The organism is Nocardioides aquiterrae (genome assembly GCF_039526625.1).
GTDB classification, from domain to species: domain Bacteria; phylum Actinomycetota; class Actinomycetes; order Propionibacteriales; family Nocardioidaceae; genus Nocardioides; species Nocardioides aquiterrae.
In genome coordinates this window covers 308,872-330,124 of sequence record NZ_BAAAJE010000001.1, presented here as the reverse complement: position 1 = coordinate 330,124, position 21,253 = coordinate 308,872, and the positions used below count along the sequence as shown (strand labels likewise).

Sequence of the window (21,253 nt, the reverse complement as noted above, 5' to 3'; positions counted from 1 at the left end):
TTGTTACCGACGAGTACAGATCACACCAGACTGGCGAAGGTGGGGCCGTGAGCCACTACAAGAGCAACATCCGCGACATCGAGTTCAACCTCTTCGAGGTGCTGGGCCGCGACGAGGTGCTCGGCACCGGCCCGTTCGCCGAGGTCGACGCCGACACGGCCCGCGAGGTGCTGGCCGAGGTCGACCGGCTCGCGCGCGACGAGCTCGCCGCGTCGTTCGTGGAGTCCGACCGGACCCCGCCGGTCTTCGACCCGGCCACGAACACCGCCCCCGTGCCGGAGGCGTTCAAGAAGAGCTACCAGGCCTGGATGGACGCCGAGTTCTGGCGGCTCAACACGTTCGCCGAGCTCGGCGGCACCCCGGCCCCCGCCAGCGTCTGCTGGGCGATGGGCGAGCTGGTGCTGGGCGCGAACCCGGCGATCTGGATGTACGGCGCCGGCCCGATGTTCGCCGGCGTGCTGCACCGCAACGGCACCGAGCGCGACCGGAAGATCGCCCAGCTGATGATCGACAAGGGCTGGGTCGCGACCATGGTCCTGACCGAGCCGGACGCCGGCTCCGACGTCGGCGCGGGCCGCGCCAAGGCCACCGCGAACGACGACGGCACCTGGAACATCGAGGGCGTCAAGCGCTTCATCACCTCGGGCGAGAGCGACCTCTCGGACAACATCATCCACCTGGTGCTCGCGCGACCGCAGGGCGTCGAGGGCGCCGGCGGACCGGGCACCAAGGGCCTGTCCCTGTTCATCGTGCCGAAGTTCCACTTCGACATCGAGACCGGCGAGCTCGGCGAGCGCAACGGCGTGTACGTCACCAACGTCGAGCACAAGATGGGCATCAAGGTCTCCAACACCTGCGAGGTCACCTTCGGCGACCCGTCGGTCGGCGGCGGCGAGCCGGCCCGCGGCTACCTGCTCGGCGAGGTGCACAACGGCATCGCGCAGATGTTCCAGGTCATCGAGAACGCCCGCATGATGGTCGGCACCAAGGCCATCGCGACGCTCTCGACCGGCTACCTCAACGCGCTCGAGTTCGCCAAGGAGCGGGTGCAGGGCGCGGACCTGACCCGGTCGGCCGACAAGACCGCGCCGCGCGTCCCGATCACGCACCACCCCGACGTACGCCGCTCGCTGATGACGCAGAAGTCGTTCGCCGAGGCGATGCGCGCCCTGGTGCTCTACACGGCCACCTGGCAGGACAAGGTGATGATCGCCGAGCACAACGGCGAGCGCGACGAGCTGGCCGAGAAGGTCAACGACCTGCTGCTCCCGATCGTGAAGGGCTACGGCTCGGAGCGCTCGTGGGTGCTGCTCGGCACCGAGTCGCTGCAGACCTTCGGCGGCTCCGGCTTCCTGCAGGAGTACCCGATCGAGCAGTACGTCCGGGACGCGAAGATCGACACGCTCTACGAGGGCACGACCGCGATCCAGGGCCAGGACCTGTTCTTCCGCAAGATCGTCAAGGACCAGGGCGCGGCGCTGGGCCACCTCGCCGGCGAGATCTCGGCGTTCGTCGAGAGCGGCGCCGGCAACGGCCGGCTCAAGAACGAGCGCGAGCTGCTGGGCCAGGCCCTCGACGACGCGCAGGCGATCGTCGGCCACCTGATCAACGAGCTGATGTCCGCCCAGGACGAGGTCCGCAACATCTACAAGGTCGGCCTGAACACCAGCCGCCTGCTGATGGTGCTCGGCGACGTCGTCTGCGCCTGGCTGCTGCTGCGCCAGGCCGAGGTGGCGCTGGAGAAGCTCGGCGGCGACCCGGGCAAGGACCAGGCGTTCTACGAGGGCAAGGTCGCGGCCGCGCAGTTCTTCGCGCGCAACGTGCTCCCGAAGCTCTCCGCCGAGCGCGCCATCGCCGAGGGTGTCGACCTGGAGCTGATGGACCTCGACGAGTCCGCCTTCTGACCTGAGGCAACGCCGAGTCGGCGCTACTGCAGGCAGCTCACCTGCAGTAGCGCCGACTCGGCGTCATTTCGGCCTGCAGTGGCGCCGACTCGGCGTTTCAGGGGCGGAGGACCGACCGGCCGGCGCGGCGGACGGCGGCAGTGAGCCGGTCGAGCACGGGCGAGTCGAGGCGCCAACGCTGCCAGTGCAGGGGGACGTCGACGTGCAGCCGGGTCACCAGGGGCACCAGTCGGCCCTGCTCGACGGCGGGGGCGAGCTGGGGCTCGGGCACCATGCCCCAGCCGAGGCCGAGGCAGACGGCCTCGAGGAAGTCGGCGGACGTCGGCACCCGGTGCACGACCGGGGGCGTGGCGCCGCGGGCGATGAGCACGTCGTGCTGCAGCGCGTCCTTCTCGTTGAAGACCACGACCGGCATCGCCGCCCAGTCCGGGCCGCGGCCGCGGCGGAACCGCGCGGCCAGCTCCGGCGTGGCCGCCGGCACGTAGCGCAGGGTGCCGAGCCGCTCGACCGAGCAGCCCTGCACCGCGGCCGGCTCGGAGGTGACCGCGGCGAGCACGTCGCCGCTGCGCAGGAGCCCGGCGGAGAACGCCTGGTCCTCCACGTGCAGCCGGAGCGCCACCCCCCTCCAGCCGGCGACCTCGCCGACCACGCCGCGGAACCAGGTGGCCAGCGAGTCGGCGTTCACGGCGACCGGCAGGTCCACTCCGGTCGCGCTGTGGGCGAGCGCGTCGTTGACCTCGTCGTGCAGCAGCTGCATCTGCCGGGCCAGGCGCAGCAGCACCTCGCCGTCCGCGGTCGGCCGGCACGGCGTCGTCCGCTGCACGACCACGCGGCCGAGCGCCGACTCGAGCGCGCGGATGCGCTGGCTCACCGCCGACGGGGTGACGTGCAGGTGGCGCGCGGCCGCCTCGAAGGTGCCGTGGTCGGCGATGGCCACGAGCGCGGCCAGCTGCGCGGGCACGAGGTCCATGAAGCGATGCTAATGGTTCAGCAGAATCATTCGTTGGCCTTCATCACGCGCAGCCTCTAGCGTGGGCCGGGTGCTCGACTCCCTGACCACCGGTCTGCTCACCGGCCTCTCCCTGATCGTCGCGATCGGCGCGCAGAACGCGTTCGTCCTGCGCCAGGGCCTGCGCCGCGAGCACGTCGGCCTGGTGGTCGCGATCTGCATGCTGTCCGACGTCGTGCTGATCGCCGCGGGCGTGGCCGGCATCGGCAGCATCGTCGAGCACGCGCCGGTCGCGCTCGACGTCGTGCGCTGGCTCGGCGTCGCGTTCCTGACCTGGTACGGCGTGAGCGCGCTGCTGCGGGCGCGCCGGGCCGAGTCGCTGCGGGCCTCGAACGGGACCGCCACCGGTGGCCGGGGTGCCGTCGCAGGGAAGGCGATCGCCCTCACCTGGCTCAACCCGCACGTGTACCTCGACACGGTGCTGCTGCTCGGCTCGATCGCCAACCACCAGGGCGGCGTGGGGCGCTGGTGGTTCGCGGTCGGCGCGTGCCTGGCCAGCGTGCTCTGGTTCGCCGGCCTCGGGTACGGCGCCCGGGCCGCCGGTCCGTTGCTGGCGAACCCGCGGGCGTGGCAGGTGCTCGACGTGCTGATCGGCCTGACCATGCTCGCGATCGCGACCTCCCTCGCGCTGGGCTGACCGCCCGAACTAGGGTCGGACCCATGACCGACCAGGAGCTGCTGAGCGGGTACGTCGACGTCTGGTGGCAGGCCGTCAACGACTTCACCGACCTCCTCGAGGAGCTGGACGAGGCGGACTGGGCGGCGCCGACCGACCTGCCGGGCTGGGACGTCAAGGCGGTCGCGTCGCACATCGCGCACCTGGAGGGCGTGCTGGCCGGCAACCCGGAGGAGACCGCGGAGGTCGGCCAGCCCGACCACGTCGCCGGGCTGATGGGGCTCTACACGGAGATCGGCGTCGTGAACCGCCGCGACGCCAGCCCGGACTCGATCATCAACGAGATCCGCGCCGCCGCGACCGCGCGGCACACCCGGCTGCTCGCGGACCCGCCGACCGACGCGTCCGCGAAGCCGGACCCGATCTTCGGCGGCGTGCCGTGGGACTGGCGCACGCTGCTGCGCAACCGGCCGCTCGACGTCTGGATGCACGAGCAGGACATCCGCCGGGCCGTCGACCGCCCCGGCGGCATGGACAGCGCGGCCGCGCGGCACACCGCGGAGTACCTCGCCGAGAGCGTCGGCTACGTGCTGGCCAAGCGGCTCGGCGAGCCGGCCGGGACGGTCGCGGTGCTGGAGATGGAGGGCAGCGCGCCGTTCGCGTTCGCCGTCAACGACGCCGGCCGCGGCGAGCGGCTGACCGAGGCACCCGACGCCCCGACGGTGTGCCTGCGCATGGACCGCGAGGCGTTCATCCGGCTCGCGGGCGGCCGGTGCGAGCCGGAGCCCGGCACGGTGCAGGTGGAGGGCGACCAGGCCCTCGGGCAGCGCCTCCTCGACGCCCTGGCCACCACCCCGTGAGGGCGGCCGTCGACCGCTGGGACCTGGCGGACCTGCCGGACCAGAGCGGCCGCTCGATCCTGGTGACCGGGCCGACCGTCGGCGGCCTGGGTCAGTTCACCGCCCTCGAGCTGGCCCGCCGCGGCGCCCGCGTCGTCCTGGCGGGGCGCCGCCCGGAGAAGGTCGCCGAGACCCGCCGCCTGGTCCTCGACGCGGTCCCCGACGCCGAGGTCGAGGAGCTCACCCTCGACCTCGCGGACCTGTCGTCGGTACGCCGCGCGGCGGCCGAGGCCGCCGGCCTCGGGCCGATCGACGTCCTGGCCAACAACGCCGGCGTGATGGCGCCGCCGTACCAGCGCACCGGCGACGGCCTCGAGCTGCAGATGGCGACCAACCACTTCGGGCCGTTCCTGCTCACCGGGCTGCTGCTGCCGCAACTGGTCGCGAGCGAGGAGGGCCGCGTGGTCACGGTCTCGTCGCAGATGCACCGGGTCGCGCGGAAGGCGCCGCTGGACGACCCGCGGGTGCCGCACGGCCGCTACCAGCGCTGGCCGGTGTACGCCCAGACCAAGCTGGCCAACCTGCTCTTCACCTACGAGCTGGACCGCCGGCTGCGCCGGGCCGAGCTGCCGGTCAAGGCGCTCGCCGCGCACCCGGGGTTCGCGTCGACGCACCTCGCCGCCAACGGCCAGTACGGCCGCGCGTCGGGCGGCCGAGCCACGATCCTCGACGCCGCGATCAAGGCGGTCTCGCCGAACACCGCCGACGAGGGCGCCTGGCCGACGCTGATGGCGGCCACCGCCGACCTGCCGGGCGCGACCTACGTCGGCCCGGACGGCTTCATGGAGTGGGGCGGCCACCCCCGCGTCACGAGCAGCACCAAGCAGTCGTACGACGAGACCGCGCAGCGCCGGCTGTGGCAGCTGAGCGAGGAGGTCACGGGCATCCGCTACCCGTGACGGTCACGAGCGGTCGCGCACCCGAACGAACCCGCCGAGCACCGGGACGTAGACCGAGCCGTTCGGGCCGAGCGTGACGACGCCGCCGTGGTTGTCGCGGAGCAGGCCGAGGCCGGTCCGCCGGGCCCAGACCGCGCGGCCCGTGTCGAGGTCGACGGCGGTGAGGTACCACGCGTTCGCGCCGAGCCAGCTGTGCCGCTTGGTGTAGACGTAGGCGAGCCCGGCCTCGGTCGAGACCGCGGGCGCACCGCTGGGCGCGTCCAGGCCGGACTCCCAGATGACGTCGCACCGCTGGTCGACCGCGGCGATGCCGCCGGTCGTCGTCCGGCCGAGGGCGGTGGAGAGCGTGCCGCCGTACCCGTGCTGGTTGAGCACCAGCAGCCCGTCGCCGGCGGCCACCATCCCGCCGTCGGTGGCACTCTCGTCGTCGTCGAAGAGCTCGACCCGGCAGGCCACGTCGCCGGTGTCGCCGCGGTGCAGCACGACCTGGAGCCGCGGGTCGCGGTCGTCGGCGACCGCCACCAGCCCCGAGGGGAGGACGACGGGCGCGCTGCCGCGCTCGCCGCCGTCGTACGGCGCGGACCAGGCGAGCACCGGCTTCCCCCGCGCCGCGATCACCTTGTGCAGGGCATGGACGCCGGCGACGTACACCGCGTCGTCCGCGATCGCGAGCGGCCGGTCCACGGTGTCGTCGAGGTCGAGGGTGCGCACCTTCGTGCCCTCGACCAGCCCGACCCGACCGTCGGCCGCGGAGAACCAGACCCGGTCGTGCCCGTCCGCGCCGAGCCCGGTCAGGCAGCCGACGTCCGGGAGGTCGACCGTGGCCGCGGTCGTGAGGTCGGGGTCGCCCTGGGCGTCCGCGGTCGCCACGCCGAGGATCTCGTCGTCGACCGCGACCAGCGCCCGGTCGCCGACCACGTCGAACACCAGCGGGCAGTCCGCGGCGAGGTCCTTGGTCGCCAGCTGGCGGAGGCTGTCGGGGTCGACCAGACGCAGGGTGCCGCCGCAGGTCGTGACCAGCCGGCCGTGGCTGTCGAAGCCGATCCGCTCGCAGTCACCGGCGCCGTACGACCTGGTCGTCACCCGCGGCGACTCGCCGAGCGGCGCGCTCACCTGGTCGGCGGTCACGATCGCCGGGCGCCCGACGTACGACGGCGTGACCAGCACCCCGGCGCCCGGCGCGATGCGCACCCAGCCGTCGGGGACGACGTACGCGATCCCGGCCAGCACCGCCACCGCGCCGACCCACCCGGCGAGGACCCGGCGGGTGGGCCGGAGCCACGCACGGACCCGGCGGAAGTACAGGGAGGCTCCGGCCAGCAGCAGCACCACCGGCCCGAACGCCCACCACAGGAGGGCCACGCCCACCAGGGCGGCCGTGCGCGCGAACCTCATCTCGCGGACAGCGTAGGTGCTCGAACGGTCGTAGAGTGGGACGCCATGAGGAGACTCACGGGTGGCGTGGTGGCCGGTCTCGTCCTGGCGGTCGCGGTGCCCGGGCCGCCCGCGCAGGCGAGCGCGGCGCCCGACCGGGTGCGGCTGGACTGCCCCGGACGGGGGCACCTGGTGCTCGTGGTCAGCCACCCGGACCCGCGCACCACGGTCGCCGTCCTGCGGGCGCGCGACGTCGGCCCGCACACCCGCTGGACGTGGAACGTCAGCATGCAGTCCGCAGCGGGCGGTTCCGCTGCCGTCGGGTCGCTGGCGGCCGACGCCGACGGCCGGTGGTCGACCGGGCCGATGCGCCACGAGGGCCGCGGCGAGGTGACGGTCGACGCAGAGGCGACCAACCGCCACGGCCGGACCTGCGAGGGCAGCTACCCCTAGCGCCCTGCCGACGTGCCACGGCGCTCAGGCGGCGGGCACCGGCTCCAGGACGCGGACGTGGAGCAGGCCCTCGCGCCGCGCCACCAGGGTGGCCGCGCCGATGGTCGCCGCGACCGCGAGGCCGTTGAGCAGCAGCACCGAGACGCTCTTCACGAGCACGAAGGTCTGGAGGGACTGCGACTCGAGCAGCCACAGCGTCGCGGAGGCCTTCCCGATGCAGAGCAGCGCCCACATCAGCGTCAGGTACCAGAACAGCCGCTGGATCCGCGGGCGCACGCGCAGCTCGTCGTCCATCGGGTAGAAGTCGCCGGCCAGCCGCGCGACCATCGGGCGGGCGGAGGCGAGCGTCGCGATGAACGCCACGCCGAGCAGCCCGTCGCTGATGATCGGCTGGAGGAAGTAGAGGTACGTGCTGTCGGTGAGCAGCGCCACCAGGGTGCGACCGGTCATCACCAGGGCGGTGAGGACCAGCAGGCCGGACGGCCGGCGCCCGGTGACCGCCCGCCAGGCGATCGCGCCGTACGACCAGCCGAGCGCGACGAAGATCGCCGTCCACACGCCTTCGAGGCGCAGGCACGTGTAGAAGAGGGCCCCGGGGACCGCGCAGGCGACCAGGAGGCTCAGGGCGACGCGGCGGACCACGGCTCGAAGAGTGGGACGGGTGCCGGTGGCGGTCATGGGGTCCTGACGTCGGTCGCGAGGGGGCCCCGCACTCCCCACCGTACGCCTGCGCCGCCGATCAGGGGCATCGGGAGCCGACCGTCGGTGTTGCCGGCGGTGCCGTTGCGCCACCGGGCATGATGACCGCATGAGCGACCCCCGTGCGGGACAGCCCGCCGAGCCCGCGGACCTCGTCGACGTCGCGCACCTCGTGACGGCCTACTACACCGGGGTCCCGGACCCCGACGACGTGGAGCAGCAGGTCGCCTTCGGCACCAGCGGGCACCGCGGGTCGTCGCTGCGGACGGCGTTCAACGAGACGCACATCCTGGCGACCACCCAGGCGATCGTGGACTACCGGCGCTCGCAGGGGTACGACGGCCCGCTGTTCCTCGGCCGCGACACCCACGGCCTGTCCGAGCCGGCGTGGGCGAGCGCGCTGGAGGTGCTGGCGGCCAACGACGTGACGGTGCTCGTCGACGACCGTGACGGCTACACGCCGACCCCGGCGGTGTCGCACGCGATCATCCGCGCGAACCGCGGCGGCGGGACCGCCGACGGCATCGTGGTCACGCCGTCGCACAACCCGCCGGCCGACGGCGGGTTCAAGTACAACCCGCCGCACGGCGGCCCGGCCGACAGCGACGCCACCTCGGTGATCGCGAAGCGGGCGAACGAGCTGATCCGCGGCGGGCTGCGCGAGGTGAAGCGGGTGCCGTTCGCGCAGGCGCGGGCACACGCGTCGGCGTACGACTTCCTGGGCACGTACGTCGACGACCTGCCCGACGTCGTGGACGTCGACGCGATCCGCGAGGCGGGCGTGCGGATCGGCGCGGACCCGCTGGGCGGCGCGTCGGTGGCGTACTGGGCCGAGATCGCCGAGCGGCACCGCCTGGACCTCACCGTGGTGAACCCCCTCGTCGACCCCACCTGGCGGTTCATGACCCTGGACTGGGACGGCAAGATCCGGATGGACTGCTCGTCTCCGGACGCGATGGCGTCGCTGATCGCTCAGCGGGAGAGGTACGACATCGCCACCGGCAACGACGCCGACGCCGACCGGCACGGCATCGTCACGCCGGACGCCGGCCTGATGAACCCGAACCACTACCTCGCGGTCGCGATCGGCTACCTGTTCGGCGGCGCGCGGCCGGACTGGCCGGCGTCGGCGCGGATCGGCAAGACGCTGGTGTCCTCGTCGATGATCGACCTGGTCGCCGCCGACATCGGCCGCGAGCTGGTCGAGGTCCCGGTCGGGTTCAAGTGGTTCGTGCCGGGGCTGATCGACGGATCGTTCGGGTTCGGCGGCGAGGAGTCCGCGGGCGCGTCGTTCCTCCGGCGCGACGGGTCGGTGTGGACCACGGACAAGGACGGCATCATCCTGGCCCTGCTGGCCTCGGAGATCCTGGCGACGACCGGGACCTCCCCGTCCGCGCACTACGCCACGCTGGTCGAGAAGCACGGCGAGCCGGCGTACGCCCGCATCGACGCCCCGGCGACCCGCGAGCAGAAGGCGGCGCTCGCGGCGCTCTCGCCGGACGACGTCGCGGCCACGGAGCTGGCCGGTGAGCAGATCACCGCCAAGCTCACCGAGGCGCCCGGCAACGGCGCCAAGATCGGCGGCCTGAAGGTGGTCACGGAGTCGGCGTGGTTCGCCGCCCGGCCGTCGGGCACGGAGGACGTCTACAAGATCTACGCGGAGTCGTTCCGCGGCCCGGAGCACCTGGCCCAGGTGCAGCAGGAGGCGAAGGCGGTCGTCGACGCCGCGCTGTAGCCGCTAGAGGTGGTCGGGCACGATCAGCGCGTCGGGGTCCTGCCGCGGCGGCAGGCACTCCAGGGCCAGCTTGACCAGCGCGACCCGGGCGGTGAGCAGCGCCTTGCGTCGTACGCCGCGCTCGTCGCCGAGCCGCTCCTCGACCGCGGCGGTGATCTGCTCGTCGGTGTAGGCCGGCCGGCCGCCGGCGGGCACCTCGACGTCGGGGAGGGCGACGAGGGTCGGGAGCAGCTGGTCGCCGAGGCCGTCGAGGACGACGAACCGCTGGTAGCGGCCCATCGACTCCCAGAGCTCGTCCTCGGTGCGTCGGCCCTTGCGGACGTCCTTGTCCTGCACGGCCAGGACGTTCTTGGCCACGCCCGTCAGGGCGACCGTCAGCTCGTGCTCGGTGAATCGCATGGGTCCAGATTGCCGCACCGCTCGCCGGGCCCGGCCGCTAGGTTGGGGTCGTGGCCGTCATCGAGACCGCCGGTCTCACCAAGACGTACCCGCGCGTGACGGCGCTCGACCACCTCGACGTGACGATCGGGGACGGGGTCACCGGCCTGGTCGGCGCCAACGGCGCGGGCAAGTCGACGCTGATCAAGATCCTGCTCGGGCTGGTGCCCGCGACCAGCGGCAGCGCGACGGTACTCGGCCACGACGTCGCGACCGCGGGCGGCCGGATCCGGGCACTGGTCGGCTACATGCCCGAGCACGACTGCCTGCCCGCCGACGTCTCGGCCAGCGACCTGGTCGTGCACCTGGGCCAGATGTCCGGGCTGCCGTACGCCGCCGCTCGTGAGCGCACCTCGGACGTGCTGCGGCACGTGGGCCTGGCCGAGGAGCGGTACCGGCCGATCGGCGGCTACTCCACCGGCATGAAGCAGCGGGTCAAGCTGGCCCAGGCGCTCGTGCACGACCCCCGGCTGGTGCTGCTCGACGAGCCGACCAACGGCCTGGACCCCGCGGCCCGCGACGACATGCTCGACCTGGTCCGCCGGATCGGCCGGGAGTTCGGCATCGCCGTGCTGGTCACCTCGCACCTGCTCGGCGAGCTCGAGCGGGTCAGCGACCACGTGGTGATCCTCGACTCCGGCCGGCTGCTGCGCTCCTCGGCGACCACCGAGTTCCTGCACTCGACCGGCAGCCTGCTCGTCGAGGTGCAGGGCCGCCCGGACGCCGGCAAGCTGCTCGGCCAGGCCCTCGTCGACGCCGGCCTCGCCGCCCGCCCGGCCGGGGGCGCGCTGATCGAGGTCGACGTCCGCGACGAGACCACCCGCGACGTCGTCCGCGACCTCACGGTCGACCTCGGCCTCGGACTGGTGCGGATGCAGGAGCGGCACCACCGCATCGAGGACGTCTTCCGGGAGGGGGTGGCCGGCGGTGTCCAGCCCGTCTGATCGGCCCAGCGGTGTCATCCACGACCTCGGCTACCGGCCGTACCGCGGTCGCCGGCTCGGCGAGCGCGCGGTCGCCTGGTCGTTCTTCCGGACCGGGCTGCGCAACACCTACGGCCTGGGCCGGTCGGCGCGGTCGAAGGCGCTGCCGATGATCCTGCTCGGCCTGATGCTGCTCCCGGCACTGATCCTCGTCGGTGTGCTGGTGCAGGCCGGGAGGGTGCTCGACCTCGGCGAGCAGATCGTCCCGTACTCGACCTACCCGCTGACCACGCAGCTGCTGATCTCGGTCTTCGTCGCCGCCCAGGCGCCCGCGCTGATCTCGCGCGACCTGCGGTTCCGGACCATCACGCTCTACCTGTCGCGGCCGATGCGGCGGTCGGCGTACGTGCTCGTCCGCCTCGCCTCCCTCACCGTCGCCACCTTCGTGCTGATCGTCGCGCCGCTCCTGCTCATGTACGTCGGCGGCCTGCTCGCGGACCTGCCGCCGGCGCGCGAGACCGGGCGCTTCCTCGCTGCGGTGGCCGGCGCCGCGCTGCTCGCGGCGTGCCTGGCCGGGCTGGCGGCCGTGGTCTCGGCGCTGACGATCCGCCGCGGCCTCGCGGTCGCCGCGGTCATCGTGGTGCTGCTGGTCAGCTACGCCGTGGTCTCCGCGATCCAGGGCATCTCGCAGGAGGCCGGCCACGCGGTGGTCGGGCAGGTGGCGGGGATCTTCTCGCCGTACACGCTCGTCAACGGCGTACAGGTCTTCCTCTTCGGCGTGCCCGAGGCGACCGCGACGCCGCCGGAGGGCACCGCGATGGGCCTGCTGTACGTCGGCGCGCTGGTGCTGACCGTGCTCGGCTCGATCGCCGCGCTGCTGGCCCGCTACCGCCGGGTCCAGCCATGAGCGAGATCCGGATCGACCACGTCTCGCGCTGGTTCCGCAACGTCGTCGCCGTCAACGACGTCACGATGACCATCGGCCCCGGCGTCACCGGCCTGCTCGGCCCCAACGGCGCCGGCAAGTCCACGCTGATCGCGCTGATGTCCGGCTTCCTGGCGCCGTCCGCCGGGTCGGTGACGCTCGACGGCGCGCCGCTGTGGCGCAACGAGCAGGTCTACCGGCAGGTCGGGCTGGTCCCCGAGCGCGAGGCGCTGTTCGACTACCTGACCGGGCGGGAGTTCGTGGTCGCGAACGCCGAGCTCCAGGGCCTCCCCGACCCGGGCGCCGCCGCCCAGCGCGCGATCGCGCTGATCGAGATGACCGATGCTCAGGACCGCGAGATCTCGACGTACTCCAAGGGCATGCGGCAGCGGATCAAGATGGCGTCGGCCCTGGTCCACGACCCGCCGGTGCTGCTCCTCGACGAGCCGTTCAACGGCATGGACCCGCGGCAGCGGATCCACCTGATGGAGCTGATCCGGGCCATGGGCGCCGAGGGCCGGACCGTGCTGTTCAGCTCGCACATCCTCGAGGAGGTCGAGCAGGTCGCGCGCCAGATCGAGGTCGTCGTCGCCGGGCGGCACGCGGCCTCCGGCGACTTCGGCGCGATCCGGCGGCTGATGACCGACCGGCCGAACCGCTTCGTGCTGCGCACCGCCGACGACCGGCGGCTGGCGTCGGTGCTGCTGACCGACCCCTCGGTGCGGGGTGCCCGGCTGCGCGCCGAGGGCGGGATCGAGCTCGAGGCCGCGGACTTCGGTCGGTTCAGCGAGGTGCTGCCCCGGCTCGCGCGCGAGCACGGCGTCCGCCTGCTCGAGGTGACCCCGACCGACGAGTCGCTGGAGAGCGTCTTCTCCTACCTGGTGTCGTCATGATCTCGCGGACCATCGTGCGGCTCGGCGTGCGCAGCATCTTCGGGCGCTGGCGCGGGGTGCTGCTGTTCGTGCTGCCGCTCGTGCTGCTCGGGCTCTGCGTGCTGGCCCGGGCGCTGGTCGGGCAGAGCGAGGAGGCCTCGCGGCACACGCTCTACGGGCTCGGCCTGGTCGTGGTCGTGCCGCTGGTGGCGCTGCTCGCGACCTCCGGCGTCCTCGCCCCCGAGATCGACGACGGCTCGATCTCCTACCTGCTCGCCAAGCCGATCCCGCGCTCGACGATCGTGGTCAGCAAGCTCGTGGTCGCGGTCGGCTGCGTGGTGGCGTTCGCCGCGCTGCCGCTGCTGCTCGCCGGGCTGGTGCTGCGCACTGACGACCCGTCGGTGGCCGTCGGCTTCGCGCTCGGCGCGCTGCTCGGCGGTACGGCGTACTGCGCGCTGTTCGCGCTGCTCTCCGTGCTGACCCGGCACGCCGTCGTGGTCGGGCTGGTCTACCTGCTGGTCTGGGAGGGCCTGCTCGGCGGCCTGCTCGACGGCGTGCGGTGGCTGAGCGTGACCCGCTGGTCGGCGGAGGTCGCCGACCGGGTCGCCGGGCTGACCCTGGTGGCCGACCTGCCGCTGGCGTACGCCCTGGTCGCCGGCGCGGTCGTCATCGTGGGCGGCGCCTGGCTGACCGGCCAGATGCTGCGGTCGTTCAACCTGACCGGCGACGAGTGAAGCCGGGTCAGGTGCTGATGTCCGGGTACGGCAGCCCGAGGTGCGCGAGCTTGGCGGCGTAGTCGAGCTGCATCGCCAGCGGCTCGTCGAAGTCCCGCTCGAACATCGCGATCCAGAGCGTCAGCGTGAGGAACGGATGGGCGCCCATCTCGAACAGCGCGACGTGGTCGTGGTCCGCCAGCGCCCGCCGCTCCTCGTCGGTGAACGACAGCCAGGTGCTCCTCTCGGCCACCACGCAGTTGAGGATCCGGTTCGCCTCCTCGGCCTCCCACCAGGCGACGGTGCCGGCGGGGTCGTCGCGGTAGCGCTCGGTGAGCTCGGCGTCGCGGTCGATCGTGTAGAGGAACTTGTTGAGCAGGTACTTGCTCACAGCAGCGCTCCCTTCGCGGCGAGCGGGAGGCCGGGCACCAGCTCGGGGTTCGGGTACCAGGTGAAGTAGGCCTCCATGGTGTGGAAGAGGTCGAGGTTGTCGGCGTAGTCGGCCTTGCTGTGGCCGGCGATGCCCATCATCAGCATGAAGTCCATGAACCCGTGGGTGGCGTTGCCCGGCGCGTGCAGGCTGTCGAGCGTCACGTTGGCCAGGCAGCCGTCGATGTCGCCGGTGGCGATCCACTCGACCGCCCGGGCGTCGAACTCCGGGTCGGGGCCGTGCGGGCCGAACTGGCGTGGCCCACCGAGCTCGAGCGACAGGTGCCCGGTGCCGATGACGGCGACCCGCAGCTCGCTCGGCCAGGCATCGATGATCTCCCGGATCGTCTGCCCCAGCTGCACGAACCGCTCGGGGCGCGGCAGCGGCGGCGCGAAGATGTTGGTGTAGATCGGCACGATCGGCAGGTCGTTCTGCGGCCGGACCGTGAAGATCGGGCAGGTGATCGAGTGGTCGACGCGCAGCTCGTTGGAGAACGCCAGGTCGAAGCCGCGGTCGATGCCCTCGCGGAGCATGTACGCCGACAGCTCCTCGTCGCCGCGGAAGAGCAGCTTGGGGAGCCCGAACTCCCGCATCTCGTTCTCCCAGTTGCCGTCGTAGTACGGCGCCTTGCCGATGAGGAACTGGGGCATGTTGTCCAGCCAGAGCTGGTGGAAGTGGTCGGACCCGACCATCACCAGCACGTCCGGCCGGGCGATCGTGAGCGTCTCCCGGTAGGCCTCGACCTTGCGCACCCAGTCCGCAGCGAACGGCGGCGCCTCCTCGGCGGGCAGCTGGCTGGTCTTGTAGAAGAACGGGTGGTGGGTCGTGGCCAGGATCGCCACCAGCTTCGCCATCAGGCACTCCTCTCGGTCGTCGGCTGCGGGCAGCCCGTCGTACACATGTCCGTATCGCGGTGGAATCGGCCCGGAAGGTGTCGATCCAGCGTCCGCTGTGCGACCATCGCCGCATGGCTGGCCGAGGAACAGGACCCGACTTCGTCGAGGCGCTCGCGCGCGGTCTCGACGTGCTGACCTGCTTCGACGCCACCCACCGGGAGATGAGCCTGGCCGACATCGCGGCCGCCACCGACCTGGCCCGGCCCACGGCGCGCCGCCTGCTGCTCACCCTGGAGGAGCTCGGCTACGTGCGCGCCCGCAGCGGGACCTACGCGCTGACCCCGCAGGTGCTGCGGCTCGGCACGGCGTACACCAGCTCGCTGGGGCTGTGGGAGATGGCGCGGCCGCACCTCGAGGCCCTGGTCGCGAAGACGGGCGAGTCGTCGTCGATGTCCCAGCTCGACGGCTCCGACATCGTCTACGTCGCGCGGGTCGCGGTGCCGAAGATCATCGCGCTGCGCGTCGACATCGGCACCCGCTTCCCGGCCGTCACGACCTCGCAGGGCAAGGTGCTGCTCGCGGCCCTGGACGCCGAGGAGCGGTCCCGGGTGCTCGCGGAGCCGACCCGCTCCGGGCTCCCCGCGCCGGAGTACGACGCCGGCGCCCTCGAGGACGAGCTGCGCACCGTGCGGGCCCGCGGCTGGGCGCTCGCCGACGAGGAGCTGGCGCGCGGCATCCGCTCGGTCGCCGTTCCCGTGCGGGACGGCGAGGGCGCGGTCCGGGCGGCGATGAACGTCACCGTGCACGCCGCCGAGACCAGCGTGGAGACGCTGACCGGCGAGTACCTGCCGCTGCTCATGCAGGCCGCCAGCCAAGTCGCCGCCGACTGGGCGCTCTGGCTGTCGCGGCCGCAGGTGGAGATCCGCTGACACGGCTCAGCGGGTGTGCGTCGACGCGTCGGCGTAGTCGGTGTAGGTGTAGGGGTTGTCGAGCACCTTCGACTCGGGGACGTCCGGGCTCATGCCGGCCAGCCACTCGGCCTCGCCGAGCGTGTCCTGCAGGTAGGTGACGGTCTCCTCGACGGCGCGGCGGGCCTTGGCCAGGTCGGCCCCGACCAGCCGGTGCTCGTGCTTCACGACCCGGCCGTCGACCAGCACGGTGTGCACGTCGCCGCGCTGCGCCTGGAGCACGACGTGGCCGTAGGGGTTGAGGATCGGGAACATCACCGGCGAAGCGTCGTTCTTGATCAGCACCACGTCGGCCTTCTTGCCCGGCTCGATGCTGCCGACCACGTCGTCGAGGCCGAGCGCCCGGGCACCGCCGCGGGTGGCCCACTCGACGACGTCGGCCGCGCGCACCGAGAGGTGGGTGACGGTGTCGTTGGTGGCGTGCGCCTCGTGGTGCTCGCGGGTGCGGTCGGCGTTCAGGGTGCCGCGCATCGCCGAGAAGATGTCGGCGCTCATCCACACGCTGGTGTCCATCGACAGCGAGATCGGGATGCCGTGGCGGCGCAGCGCCCAGCTCGACGGGTAGCCCTGGCCACAGCTCGACTCGCTCTCGGCGGCGACCGACGCGGTCCCGCCGGATGCGGCGATCCGCTGGTAGGAGTCGTCGCTGAGGCTGGCGGCGTGGACGTACACCGTCTCCGGGGTCATGAACCCGTGCTCGTGCATCAGCCGGATGCCGTTGTCGTTGGTCGCGCCCCACACGCCGGCGTGCGTGGTCACGGGGACGCCCAGCTCGCGGGCCACCTCGAAGGCCGCCCGCTCGGGGAACTCCGGGTCCCCGGTGACGTCGAAGGCCATCTGGAAGCCGAGCATGTCGGTGCGCTTCATCCGGCGCTCGACGAAGTCGCGGAACTCCGGGGTCGCCGACCACTCCCACGGCGCTGCCTGGATGTTGCCGTAGGCGAGCACGAAGCGGCCGGGCACCTCCTCGAGCGCGTCGACCGCGGCGTCGGCGTGCTCGATCGTGTGCAGGTTGTGCGACCAGTCGACGCTGGTGGTGACCCCGGCCTCGAGCGCCTCGAGGGCGCTGAGCAGGTTGCCGGCGTAGATGTCCTGCGGGCGGAACTTCCGGCCGTGCTCGAGGTAGTTCCAGACGAAGTACTGGGTGAGCGTCCAGTCCGCGCCGTAGCCGCGGACCGCGGTCTGCCACATGTGCCGGTGCGTGTCGACCATGCCCGGCATCACGATGCCGCCCGACGCGTCGACCTCGGCCGTGCCCTCGGGGACCTCCAACGCCGGCCCGACCGCCTCGATCCGGTCCCCGACCACCAGCACGTCCGCGCCGGTCAGCACGCTGCGCCGGTCGTCCATCGTGAGCACCGTCCCGCCGCGGAACACGATCGCGGGCGCGGCGGCGAGCGCGTCGCCCTGGCTCGGACTGGTCATCGGAACCTCCTCGGCATTGGACGGACAGATGTCCGTTAAGGACGCAGCCTCGGGGTAATCGCGGTCACATGTCAAGGCCGGTTGACACATTCCCAGGGTCGCGCAACAGTTGCGGACACATGTCCGTTATACGGCAGCGAGAGGACGAGTCCGTGTCAGCAGAGCCCGAGACCCGAGGGCCGCTCGCCGGCGTCCTGGTGGCCGACTTCTCCCGGGTGCTCGCCGGGCCCTACGCCACGATGCTGCTCGCCGACCTCGGCGCCGACGTGATCAAGGTCGAGAGCCCGGCCGGCGACGACACCCGCCACTGGGTGCCGCCGCGGCGGGGCGACGTCGGCACCTACTACCTGGCGATCAACCGCAACAAGCGCTCGGTGGTCCTCGACCTCAAGGACACCGGCGACCAGGCGGTCGCCCAGGAGCTCGCGAGCCGCGCCGACGTCTTCATCCACAACTTCAAGCCCGGCGGGCTCGACCGGTTCGGCCTCGGGTACGACGACGTGTCCGCCCGCAACCCCCGCAGCGTCTACTGCTCGATCAGCGGCTTCGGCTCGGCCGGCGGCCGGTCGCTGCCCGGCTACGACCTGCTCGTCCAGGGCATGTCCGGGCTGATGAGCCTCACCGGCAGCCCCGACGGACCGCCGTACCGGGCCGGCATCTCGGTCTTCGACGTGATGACCGGGCTGCACTCGGTGATCGGCATCCTGGCCGCGCTGCGGCACCGCGACGCCACCGGCCGCGGCCAGCACGTCGAGACCAACCTGCTCTCCACCGCCCTGTCCGCGCTGGTGAACCAGACCTCGGCGTACGTCGCCGGGGGCGTCGTGCCGCAGCGGATGGGCAACGCCCACCTGAGCCTCTTCCCCTACGAGCCGCTCGCGACCGGCGACGGCGACCTGATCGTGGTCGCCGGCAACGACGGCCAGTTCCGCAAGCTGGTCGAGGCGCTCGGCGTGCCCGAGCTCGCCGACGACGAGCGGTTCGCCACCGTGGGCAGCCGCAACGACCGGCGCGAGGAGCTCCGGCCGCTGCTGCTCGAGCGGCTCGCGACCCGGTCGGCCCAGGAGTGGTTCGAGGTGCTCAGCGCGGCCGGCATCCCGTGCGGCCCGATCAACGACGTGCGCGGCGGCGTCGAGTTCGCCGAGTCGCTGGGGCTGGACCCGGTCGTCCTGGCCGGCGACGTGCCGACCGTGCGTAACCCGATCTGGTTCAGCGACAGCCCCGCCCGCTACGACCTGCCCCCGCCGGCGCTCGACGGCCACGGCGACGAGATCCGGGCCTGGCTCGGCTTCGGCCCGCACCCGCACGAGCCGGCACCCCCGCACGCCGACCAGGAGCTGCCGTGACCGACGACCACCCGACGTACGGCACCTCGCTGGGCGTCTCCGACCTGCACACCATCTCGCTGCTCGGCCGCGACCTCTCCGCGGAGCTGATCGGGAAGGTGAGCTTCGGCCACCTGGCCTTCCAGCTGATCACCCTGGTGGAGCCGACCCCGCAGCAGGCGCGCGTCTTCGAGGCGGTGCTCGTCGCGCTGGCCGACCACGGCTTCACCCCGACCGCGATCTCCGCGCGGATGACCTACCTCAGCGCCCCGGAGTCGATCCAGGGCGCGCTGGCCTCCGGCCTGCTCGGCGGCGGGTCGCGGTTCCTCGGCGTCAGCGAGGACACCGGCCGCTTCCTGGGCGAGGCGTTGGCGGGGCTCGACGAGCTGCCCACGACCGACGAGGGCTGGGACGCGGTGGCGGCCGACGCCGTCCGGGCCCAGCGTTCGGCCGGGCGCTTCGTCCCGGGTCTCGGTCACCACCTGCACAAGGAGGGCGACCCGCGCACGCCGGTGCTCTTCCGGATCGCCCGCGAGGAGGGTCAGTTCGGCCCGCACCTCGCGCTCTTCGAGGCCGTCGGCCGGGTGGCGCCCGAGGTGACCGGCAAGGCGCTGCCGCTCAACGGCGCCGGCGCCTGCGGAGCCGCGCTGGCCGACATCGGCATCCCGCTCGAGCTGCTGCGCGGCGTGGTGCTGCTGGCCCGCTGCGCCGGACTGCTCGGCCACATCGCCGAGGAGGTCCGGGGCCACCGGGTCGCCGCGGCGGTCTTCGCCGACGTCGAGCGGCACGCCGTCTACGTCGACCCCGCGGCAGCGGAGGACTGATGCGCGCCGCCCACCTGCACACCTGCGGCGAGCCGCCGCACCCGGTGACGGTCGACGAGCCCGTCGCCGGCGAGGGACAGGCGCTCGTCCAGGTCACCGCCGCGCCGATCACACCGCTCGACCTGCTCTGTGCGAGCGGCACGTCGTACTTCGGCGAGCCCGCGACGCCGTACGTGCCGGGTGTCCAGGGGGTCGGTGTGGTCCGCCGGTCCGCCCGGCTCGAGGCGGGCACCCGGGTGTGGTTCCCGACCAGCGCCGGGATGGCGCCCGGCGACGGCGGCATGGCCGAGCTGGCGGTGGTCCCGGACGCCGACCTGGTGCCGGTGACCGGCGCCCTGCCCGACGCCCAGCTCGCGGCCCTCGGGCTCTCCGCGATCGCGGCCTGGACGGCGCTGTCCTGGCGCGGGGAGCTGCAGCCCGGCGAGCGGGTGCTCGTGCTGGGCTCCAGCGGCGTGGTCGGCACCGTCGCGCTGCAGGCGGCCCGCCTCCAGGGCGCCGCCGCGGTGTACGCCGCGGCCATCGAGCCGGCCGCGGGCGAGACCGCCCGCACACTCGGCGCGGACGGGTTCGTCCAGCTGCGCGCGGACGACGACCCGGAGGACCTGGCGGCGCGGATGCGCGAGGTCGTCGGCGAGGTCGACCTGGTGCTCGACCCCCTCTGCGGGGTCCCGTCGTCAGCAGCCGCGCTGTGCCTCGCGCCAGGCGGCCGCCTCGTGAACCTCGGCAGCAGCGCCGGCGCGACCGCGTCGTTCTCGTCCGCGCACCTGCGCAGCGGGTCGCGCGAGGTGCGCGGCTACACCAACAACGACCTCACCGCCGAGCAGCGGTACGGCGCGCTGCGCCACCTGGAGATCCACGCGCAGGCGGGCCGGATCACCGTGCCGTACGAGGTCTTCCCGCTCGACGAGGTCGCCACCGCCTGGACCCGCCAGCTGCGCGGCGAGGTCGACGGCCGCGCGGTGATCTCGTTCGGCTGACCGGCGCGGCTGCCGGCACCGGGCCGCGTCACGCCACGAGGTCGCGCAGCGACCGGTCGGACGCGAGCAGCGCCTCGCGGTCGTAGGTCGAGGTGCTGGCCATCAGCTCGTCGGCCCCGGTGCGGTCGGCGAGGGCGTCGAGGCGGCGGCGCACGGTGGCGGGGCCGCCGGCGACGGCGCGGTCGAGGGAGGCGTCGACGCGACGGCGTACCTGCGCGGGCCGCTCGGCCCCGCGGATCGCCTCTTTCGGCTCGAGCGGCGGGAACTCACCGGTCTGGCGGGAGACGGCCAGCGCCCAGGCCTCGGGGAGGGCGAGGTCCCGGGCGGTGGCGTCGTCGTCGGCCACGGTGACGTCGAGGGAGATGGTCACCCACGGGGTGCTGTCGCGGTGGGGGCGGAAGTCCCGGCGATAACGGCGGAGCAGGTCGGGGAGCTCGTCGGAGTCGAGGACCGGGCCGCCGACGACGACCGGGAGCCCGTGGCGGGCGGCGACCTCGATGCCGCGGCCGGTGGCCAGGAGGTGGGTCGGGACGACCCGGCCGGTGGCCGGTCGCGCGGTGACCGGGCCGGTGCCGTCGAGGTAGCCGCGGAGCTCGTCGAGGTCGTCCTCGAACGACTCCGCCGCCTCGACGTCCCGGCGCAGCGCCCGGCGTACCGGCGGGGTGAAGCCGACCGACCGGCCCAGCCCGAGGTCGACCCGGCCCGGGTGCAGCGCGTCGAGCACCAGGAACTGCTCGGCGACGACGAGCGGCTGGTGCAGCGGCAGCATCACCCCGCCCGACCCGATCCGGATCCGCGAGGTGCGGGCGCCGATCGCGGCCAGCAGCACGGCCGGCGTGCCCGACGCGATCCCCGGGACCGCGTGGTGCTCGGCCACCCAGAAGCGGTCGTAGCCCACCCGCTCGGCGTGCTCGGCCCGCGCCACGGTCGCCTCCAGCGCCGCGGCGTCCGGGCGGCCGGCGCGGGTGCGGGAGCGGTCGAGCAGGGAGAGCCTCACCCCGTCCCAACG

22 protein-coding genes are annotated in these 21,253 nt (G+C 73.3%); 14 read left to right on the top strand and 8 right to left on the bottom strand.

Features of this window, described 5'->3' with window-relative positions; translation table 11 throughout:
• Window positions 1-47: 47 nt before the first annotated feature.
• Window positions 48-1,904 (top strand): acyl-CoA dehydrogenase, encoded by a 1,857-nt coding sequence (locus ABD086_RS01605; protein WP_343905034.1) that lies wholly within the window; start codon window positions 48-50, stop codon window positions 1,902-1,904.
• A gap of 97 nt (window positions 1,905-2,001) precedes the next feature.
• Here ABD086_RS01605 and ABD086_RS01600 read toward each other — a convergent pair whose 3' ends face one another.
• The gene (locus ABD086_RS01600; RefSeq protein ID WP_343905032.1) at window positions 2,002-2,874 is read right to left on the bottom strand and encodes a LysR family transcriptional regulator ArgP; all 873 of its coding nucleotides are present in this window, start codon (window positions 2,872-2,874) and stop codon (window positions 2,002-2,004) included.
• A 70-nt stretch (window positions 2,875-2,944) separates the two neighbouring features.
• On the opposite strand from ABD086_RS01600, the gene ABD086_RS01595 reads away from it, so the two are divergent.
• Genes ABD086_RS01595 through ABD086_RS01585 form a run of 3 tightly spaced genes read left to right on the top strand, consistent with a single transcriptional unit; the run spans window position 2,945 to window position 5,327 of the window.
• Complete coding sequence (locus tag ABD086_RS01595; protein ID WP_343905031.1) at window positions 2,945-3,550, top strand: LysE/ArgO family amino acid transporter; 606 nt, start codon at window positions 2,945-2,947, stop codon at window positions 3,548-3,550.
• 23 nt (window positions 3,551-3,573) lie between these two features.
• Entirely contained in the window at window positions 3,574-4,389 is an 816-nt protein-coding gene (locus ABD086_RS01590; protein ID WP_343905029.1) for a maleylpyruvate isomerase family mycothiol-dependent enzyme, read from the top strand.
• Window positions 4,386-5,327 (top strand): oxidoreductase, encoded by a 942-nt coding sequence (locus ABD086_RS01585; protein ID WP_343905027.1) that lies wholly within the window; start codon window positions 4,386-4,388, stop codon window positions 5,325-5,327. Before ABD086_RS01590 ends, ABD086_RS01585 begins: the two co-directional genes overlap by 4 nt.
• Before the next feature lie 3 nt (window positions 5,328-5,330).
• Here ABD086_RS01585 and ABD086_RS01580 read toward each other — a convergent pair whose 3' ends face one another.
• Window positions 5,331-6,722, bottom strand: coding sequence for a hypothetical protein (locus tag ABD086_RS01580; protein WP_343905025.1), 1,392 nt, complete (start codon window positions 6,720-6,722; stop codon window positions 5,331-5,333).
• 45 nt (window positions 6,723-6,767) lie between these two features.
• Between ABD086_RS01580 and ABD086_RS01575 the strand changes: the two genes are divergently transcribed.
• Window positions 6,768-7,154, top strand: a complete 387-nt coding sequence (locus ABD086_RS01575) for a hypothetical protein (RefSeq protein ID WP_343905023.1) — start codon at window positions 6,768-6,770, stop codon at window positions 7,152-7,154.
• A gap of 24 nt (window positions 7,155-7,178) precedes the next feature.
• Here the strand turns inward: ABD086_RS01575 and ABD086_RS01570 are convergent, their stop codons facing one another.
• Window positions 7,179-7,796 (bottom strand): VC0807 family protein, encoded by a 618-nt coding sequence (locus tag ABD086_RS01570; protein WP_343905021.1) that lies wholly within the window; start codon window positions 7,794-7,796, stop codon window positions 7,179-7,181.
• Window positions 7,797-7,962: 166 nt separating this feature from the next.
• Between ABD086_RS01570 and pgm the strand changes: the two genes are divergently transcribed.
• On the top strand, window positions 7,963-9,588 hold the full coding sequence (gene pgm / locus ABD086_RS01565) for a phosphoglucomutase (alpha-D-glucose-1,6-bisphosphate-dependent) (RefSeq protein WP_343905019.1): 1,626 nt from the start codon (window positions 7,963-7,965) through the stop codon (window positions 9,586-9,588).
• 3 nt (window positions 9,589-9,591) lie between these two features.
• On the opposite strand, the gene ABD086_RS01560 is transcribed toward pgm, so the two are convergent.
• Window positions 9,592-9,987, bottom strand: coding sequence for a hypothetical protein (locus tag ABD086_RS01560; RefSeq protein WP_343905018.1), 396 nt, complete (start codon window positions 9,985-9,987; stop codon window positions 9,592-9,594).
• Between the two features lie 50 nt (window positions 9,988-10,037).
• On the opposite strand from ABD086_RS01560, the gene ABD086_RS01555 reads away from it, so the two are divergent.
• The 4 genes from ABD086_RS01555 to ABD086_RS01540 are packed head-to-tail and all read left to right on the top strand — an operon-like array spanning window position 10,038 to window position 13,480.
• The gene (locus ABD086_RS01555) at window positions 10,038-10,970 is read left to right on the top strand and encodes an ABC transporter ATP-binding protein (RefSeq protein WP_343905016.1); all 933 of its coding nucleotides are present in this window, start codon (window positions 10,038-10,040) and stop codon (window positions 10,968-10,970) included.
• A complete protein-coding gene (locus tag ABD086_RS01550; protein WP_343905014.1) occupies window positions 10,954-11,856 on the top strand; it encodes an ABC transporter permease subunit in 903 nt (300 codons plus the stop codon). The genes ABD086_RS01555 and ABD086_RS01550 overlap by 17 nt, the downstream gene beginning before the upstream one ends.
• Window positions 11,853-12,767 carry an ABC transporter ATP-binding protein gene (locus ABD086_RS01545; RefSeq protein ID WP_343905012.1) on the top strand — a complete coding sequence of 305 codons (915 nt, stop codon included), beginning with the start codon at window positions 11,853-11,855 and terminating at the stop codon, window positions 12,765-12,767. Before ABD086_RS01550 ends, ABD086_RS01545 begins: the two co-directional genes overlap by 4 nt.
• A complete protein-coding gene (locus ABD086_RS01540; RefSeq protein WP_343905010.1) occupies window positions 12,764-13,480 on the top strand; it encodes an ABC transporter permease subunit in 717 nt (238 codons plus the stop codon). The genes ABD086_RS01545 and ABD086_RS01540 overlap by 4 nt, the downstream gene beginning before the upstream one ends.
• 7 nt (window positions 13,481-13,487) lie before the next feature.
• Here the strand turns inward: ABD086_RS01540 and ABD086_RS01535 are convergent, their stop codons facing one another.
• Window positions 13,488-13,850, bottom strand: coding sequence for a hypothetical protein (locus tag ABD086_RS01535; protein ID WP_343905008.1), 363 nt, complete (start codon window positions 13,848-13,850; stop codon window positions 13,488-13,490).
• Complete coding sequence (locus tag ABD086_RS01530) at window positions 13,847-14,743, bottom strand: DODA-type extradiol aromatic ring-opening family dioxygenase (protein ID WP_343905007.1); 897 nt, start codon at window positions 14,741-14,743, stop codon at window positions 13,847-13,849. Before ABD086_RS01530 ends, ABD086_RS01535 begins: the two co-directional genes overlap by 4 nt.
• 113 nt (window positions 14,744-14,856) lie before the next feature.
• Here ABD086_RS01530 and ABD086_RS01525 point away from each other — a divergent pair, with 113 nt between their 5' ends.
• Window positions 14,857-15,654 carry an IclR family transcriptional regulator domain-containing protein gene (locus ABD086_RS01525; protein ID WP_343905005.1) on the top strand — a complete coding sequence of 266 codons (798 nt, stop codon included), beginning with the start codon at window positions 14,857-14,859 and terminating at the stop codon, window positions 15,652-15,654.
• Between the two features lie 6 nt (window positions 15,655-15,660).
• Here the strand turns inward: ABD086_RS01525 and ABD086_RS01520 are convergent, their stop codons facing one another.
• Window positions 15,661-17,118 carry an amidohydrolase family protein gene (locus tag ABD086_RS01520; protein WP_343905003.1) on the bottom strand — a complete coding sequence of 486 codons (1,458 nt, stop codon included), beginning with the start codon at window positions 17,116-17,118 and terminating at the stop codon, window positions 15,661-15,663.
• A 152-nt stretch (window positions 17,119-17,270) separates the two neighbouring features.
• Here ABD086_RS01520 and ABD086_RS01515 point away from each other — a divergent pair, with 152 nt between their 5' ends.
• The 3 genes from ABD086_RS01515 to ABD086_RS01505 are packed head-to-tail and all read left to right on the top strand — an operon-like array spanning window position 17,271 to window position 20,244.
• The gene (locus tag ABD086_RS01515) at window positions 17,271-18,464 is read left to right on the top strand and encodes a CaiB/BaiF CoA transferase family protein (protein ID WP_343905001.1); all 1,194 of its coding nucleotides are present in this window, start codon (window positions 17,271-17,273) and stop codon (window positions 18,462-18,464) included.
• Complete coding sequence (locus tag ABD086_RS01510) at window positions 18,461-19,267, top strand: citryl-CoA lyase (RefSeq protein WP_343904999.1); 807 nt, start codon at window positions 18,461-18,463, stop codon at window positions 19,265-19,267. Before ABD086_RS01515 ends, ABD086_RS01510 begins: the two co-directional genes overlap by 4 nt.
• Complete coding sequence (locus ABD086_RS01505; RefSeq protein ID WP_343904997.1) at window positions 19,267-20,244, top strand: quinone oxidoreductase family protein; 978 nt, start codon at window positions 19,267-19,269, stop codon at window positions 20,242-20,244. The genes ABD086_RS01510 and ABD086_RS01505 overlap by 1 nt, the downstream gene beginning before the upstream one ends.
• A 28-nt stretch (window positions 20,245-20,272) precedes the next feature.
• Here the strand turns inward: ABD086_RS01505 and ABD086_RS01500 are convergent, their stop codons facing one another.
• A complete protein-coding gene (locus tag ABD086_RS01500; RefSeq protein ID WP_343904995.1) occupies window positions 20,273-21,241 on the bottom strand; it encodes an MsnO8 family LLM class oxidoreductase in 969 nt (322 codons plus the stop codon).
• Window positions 21,242-21,253: the final 12 nt, after the last annotated feature.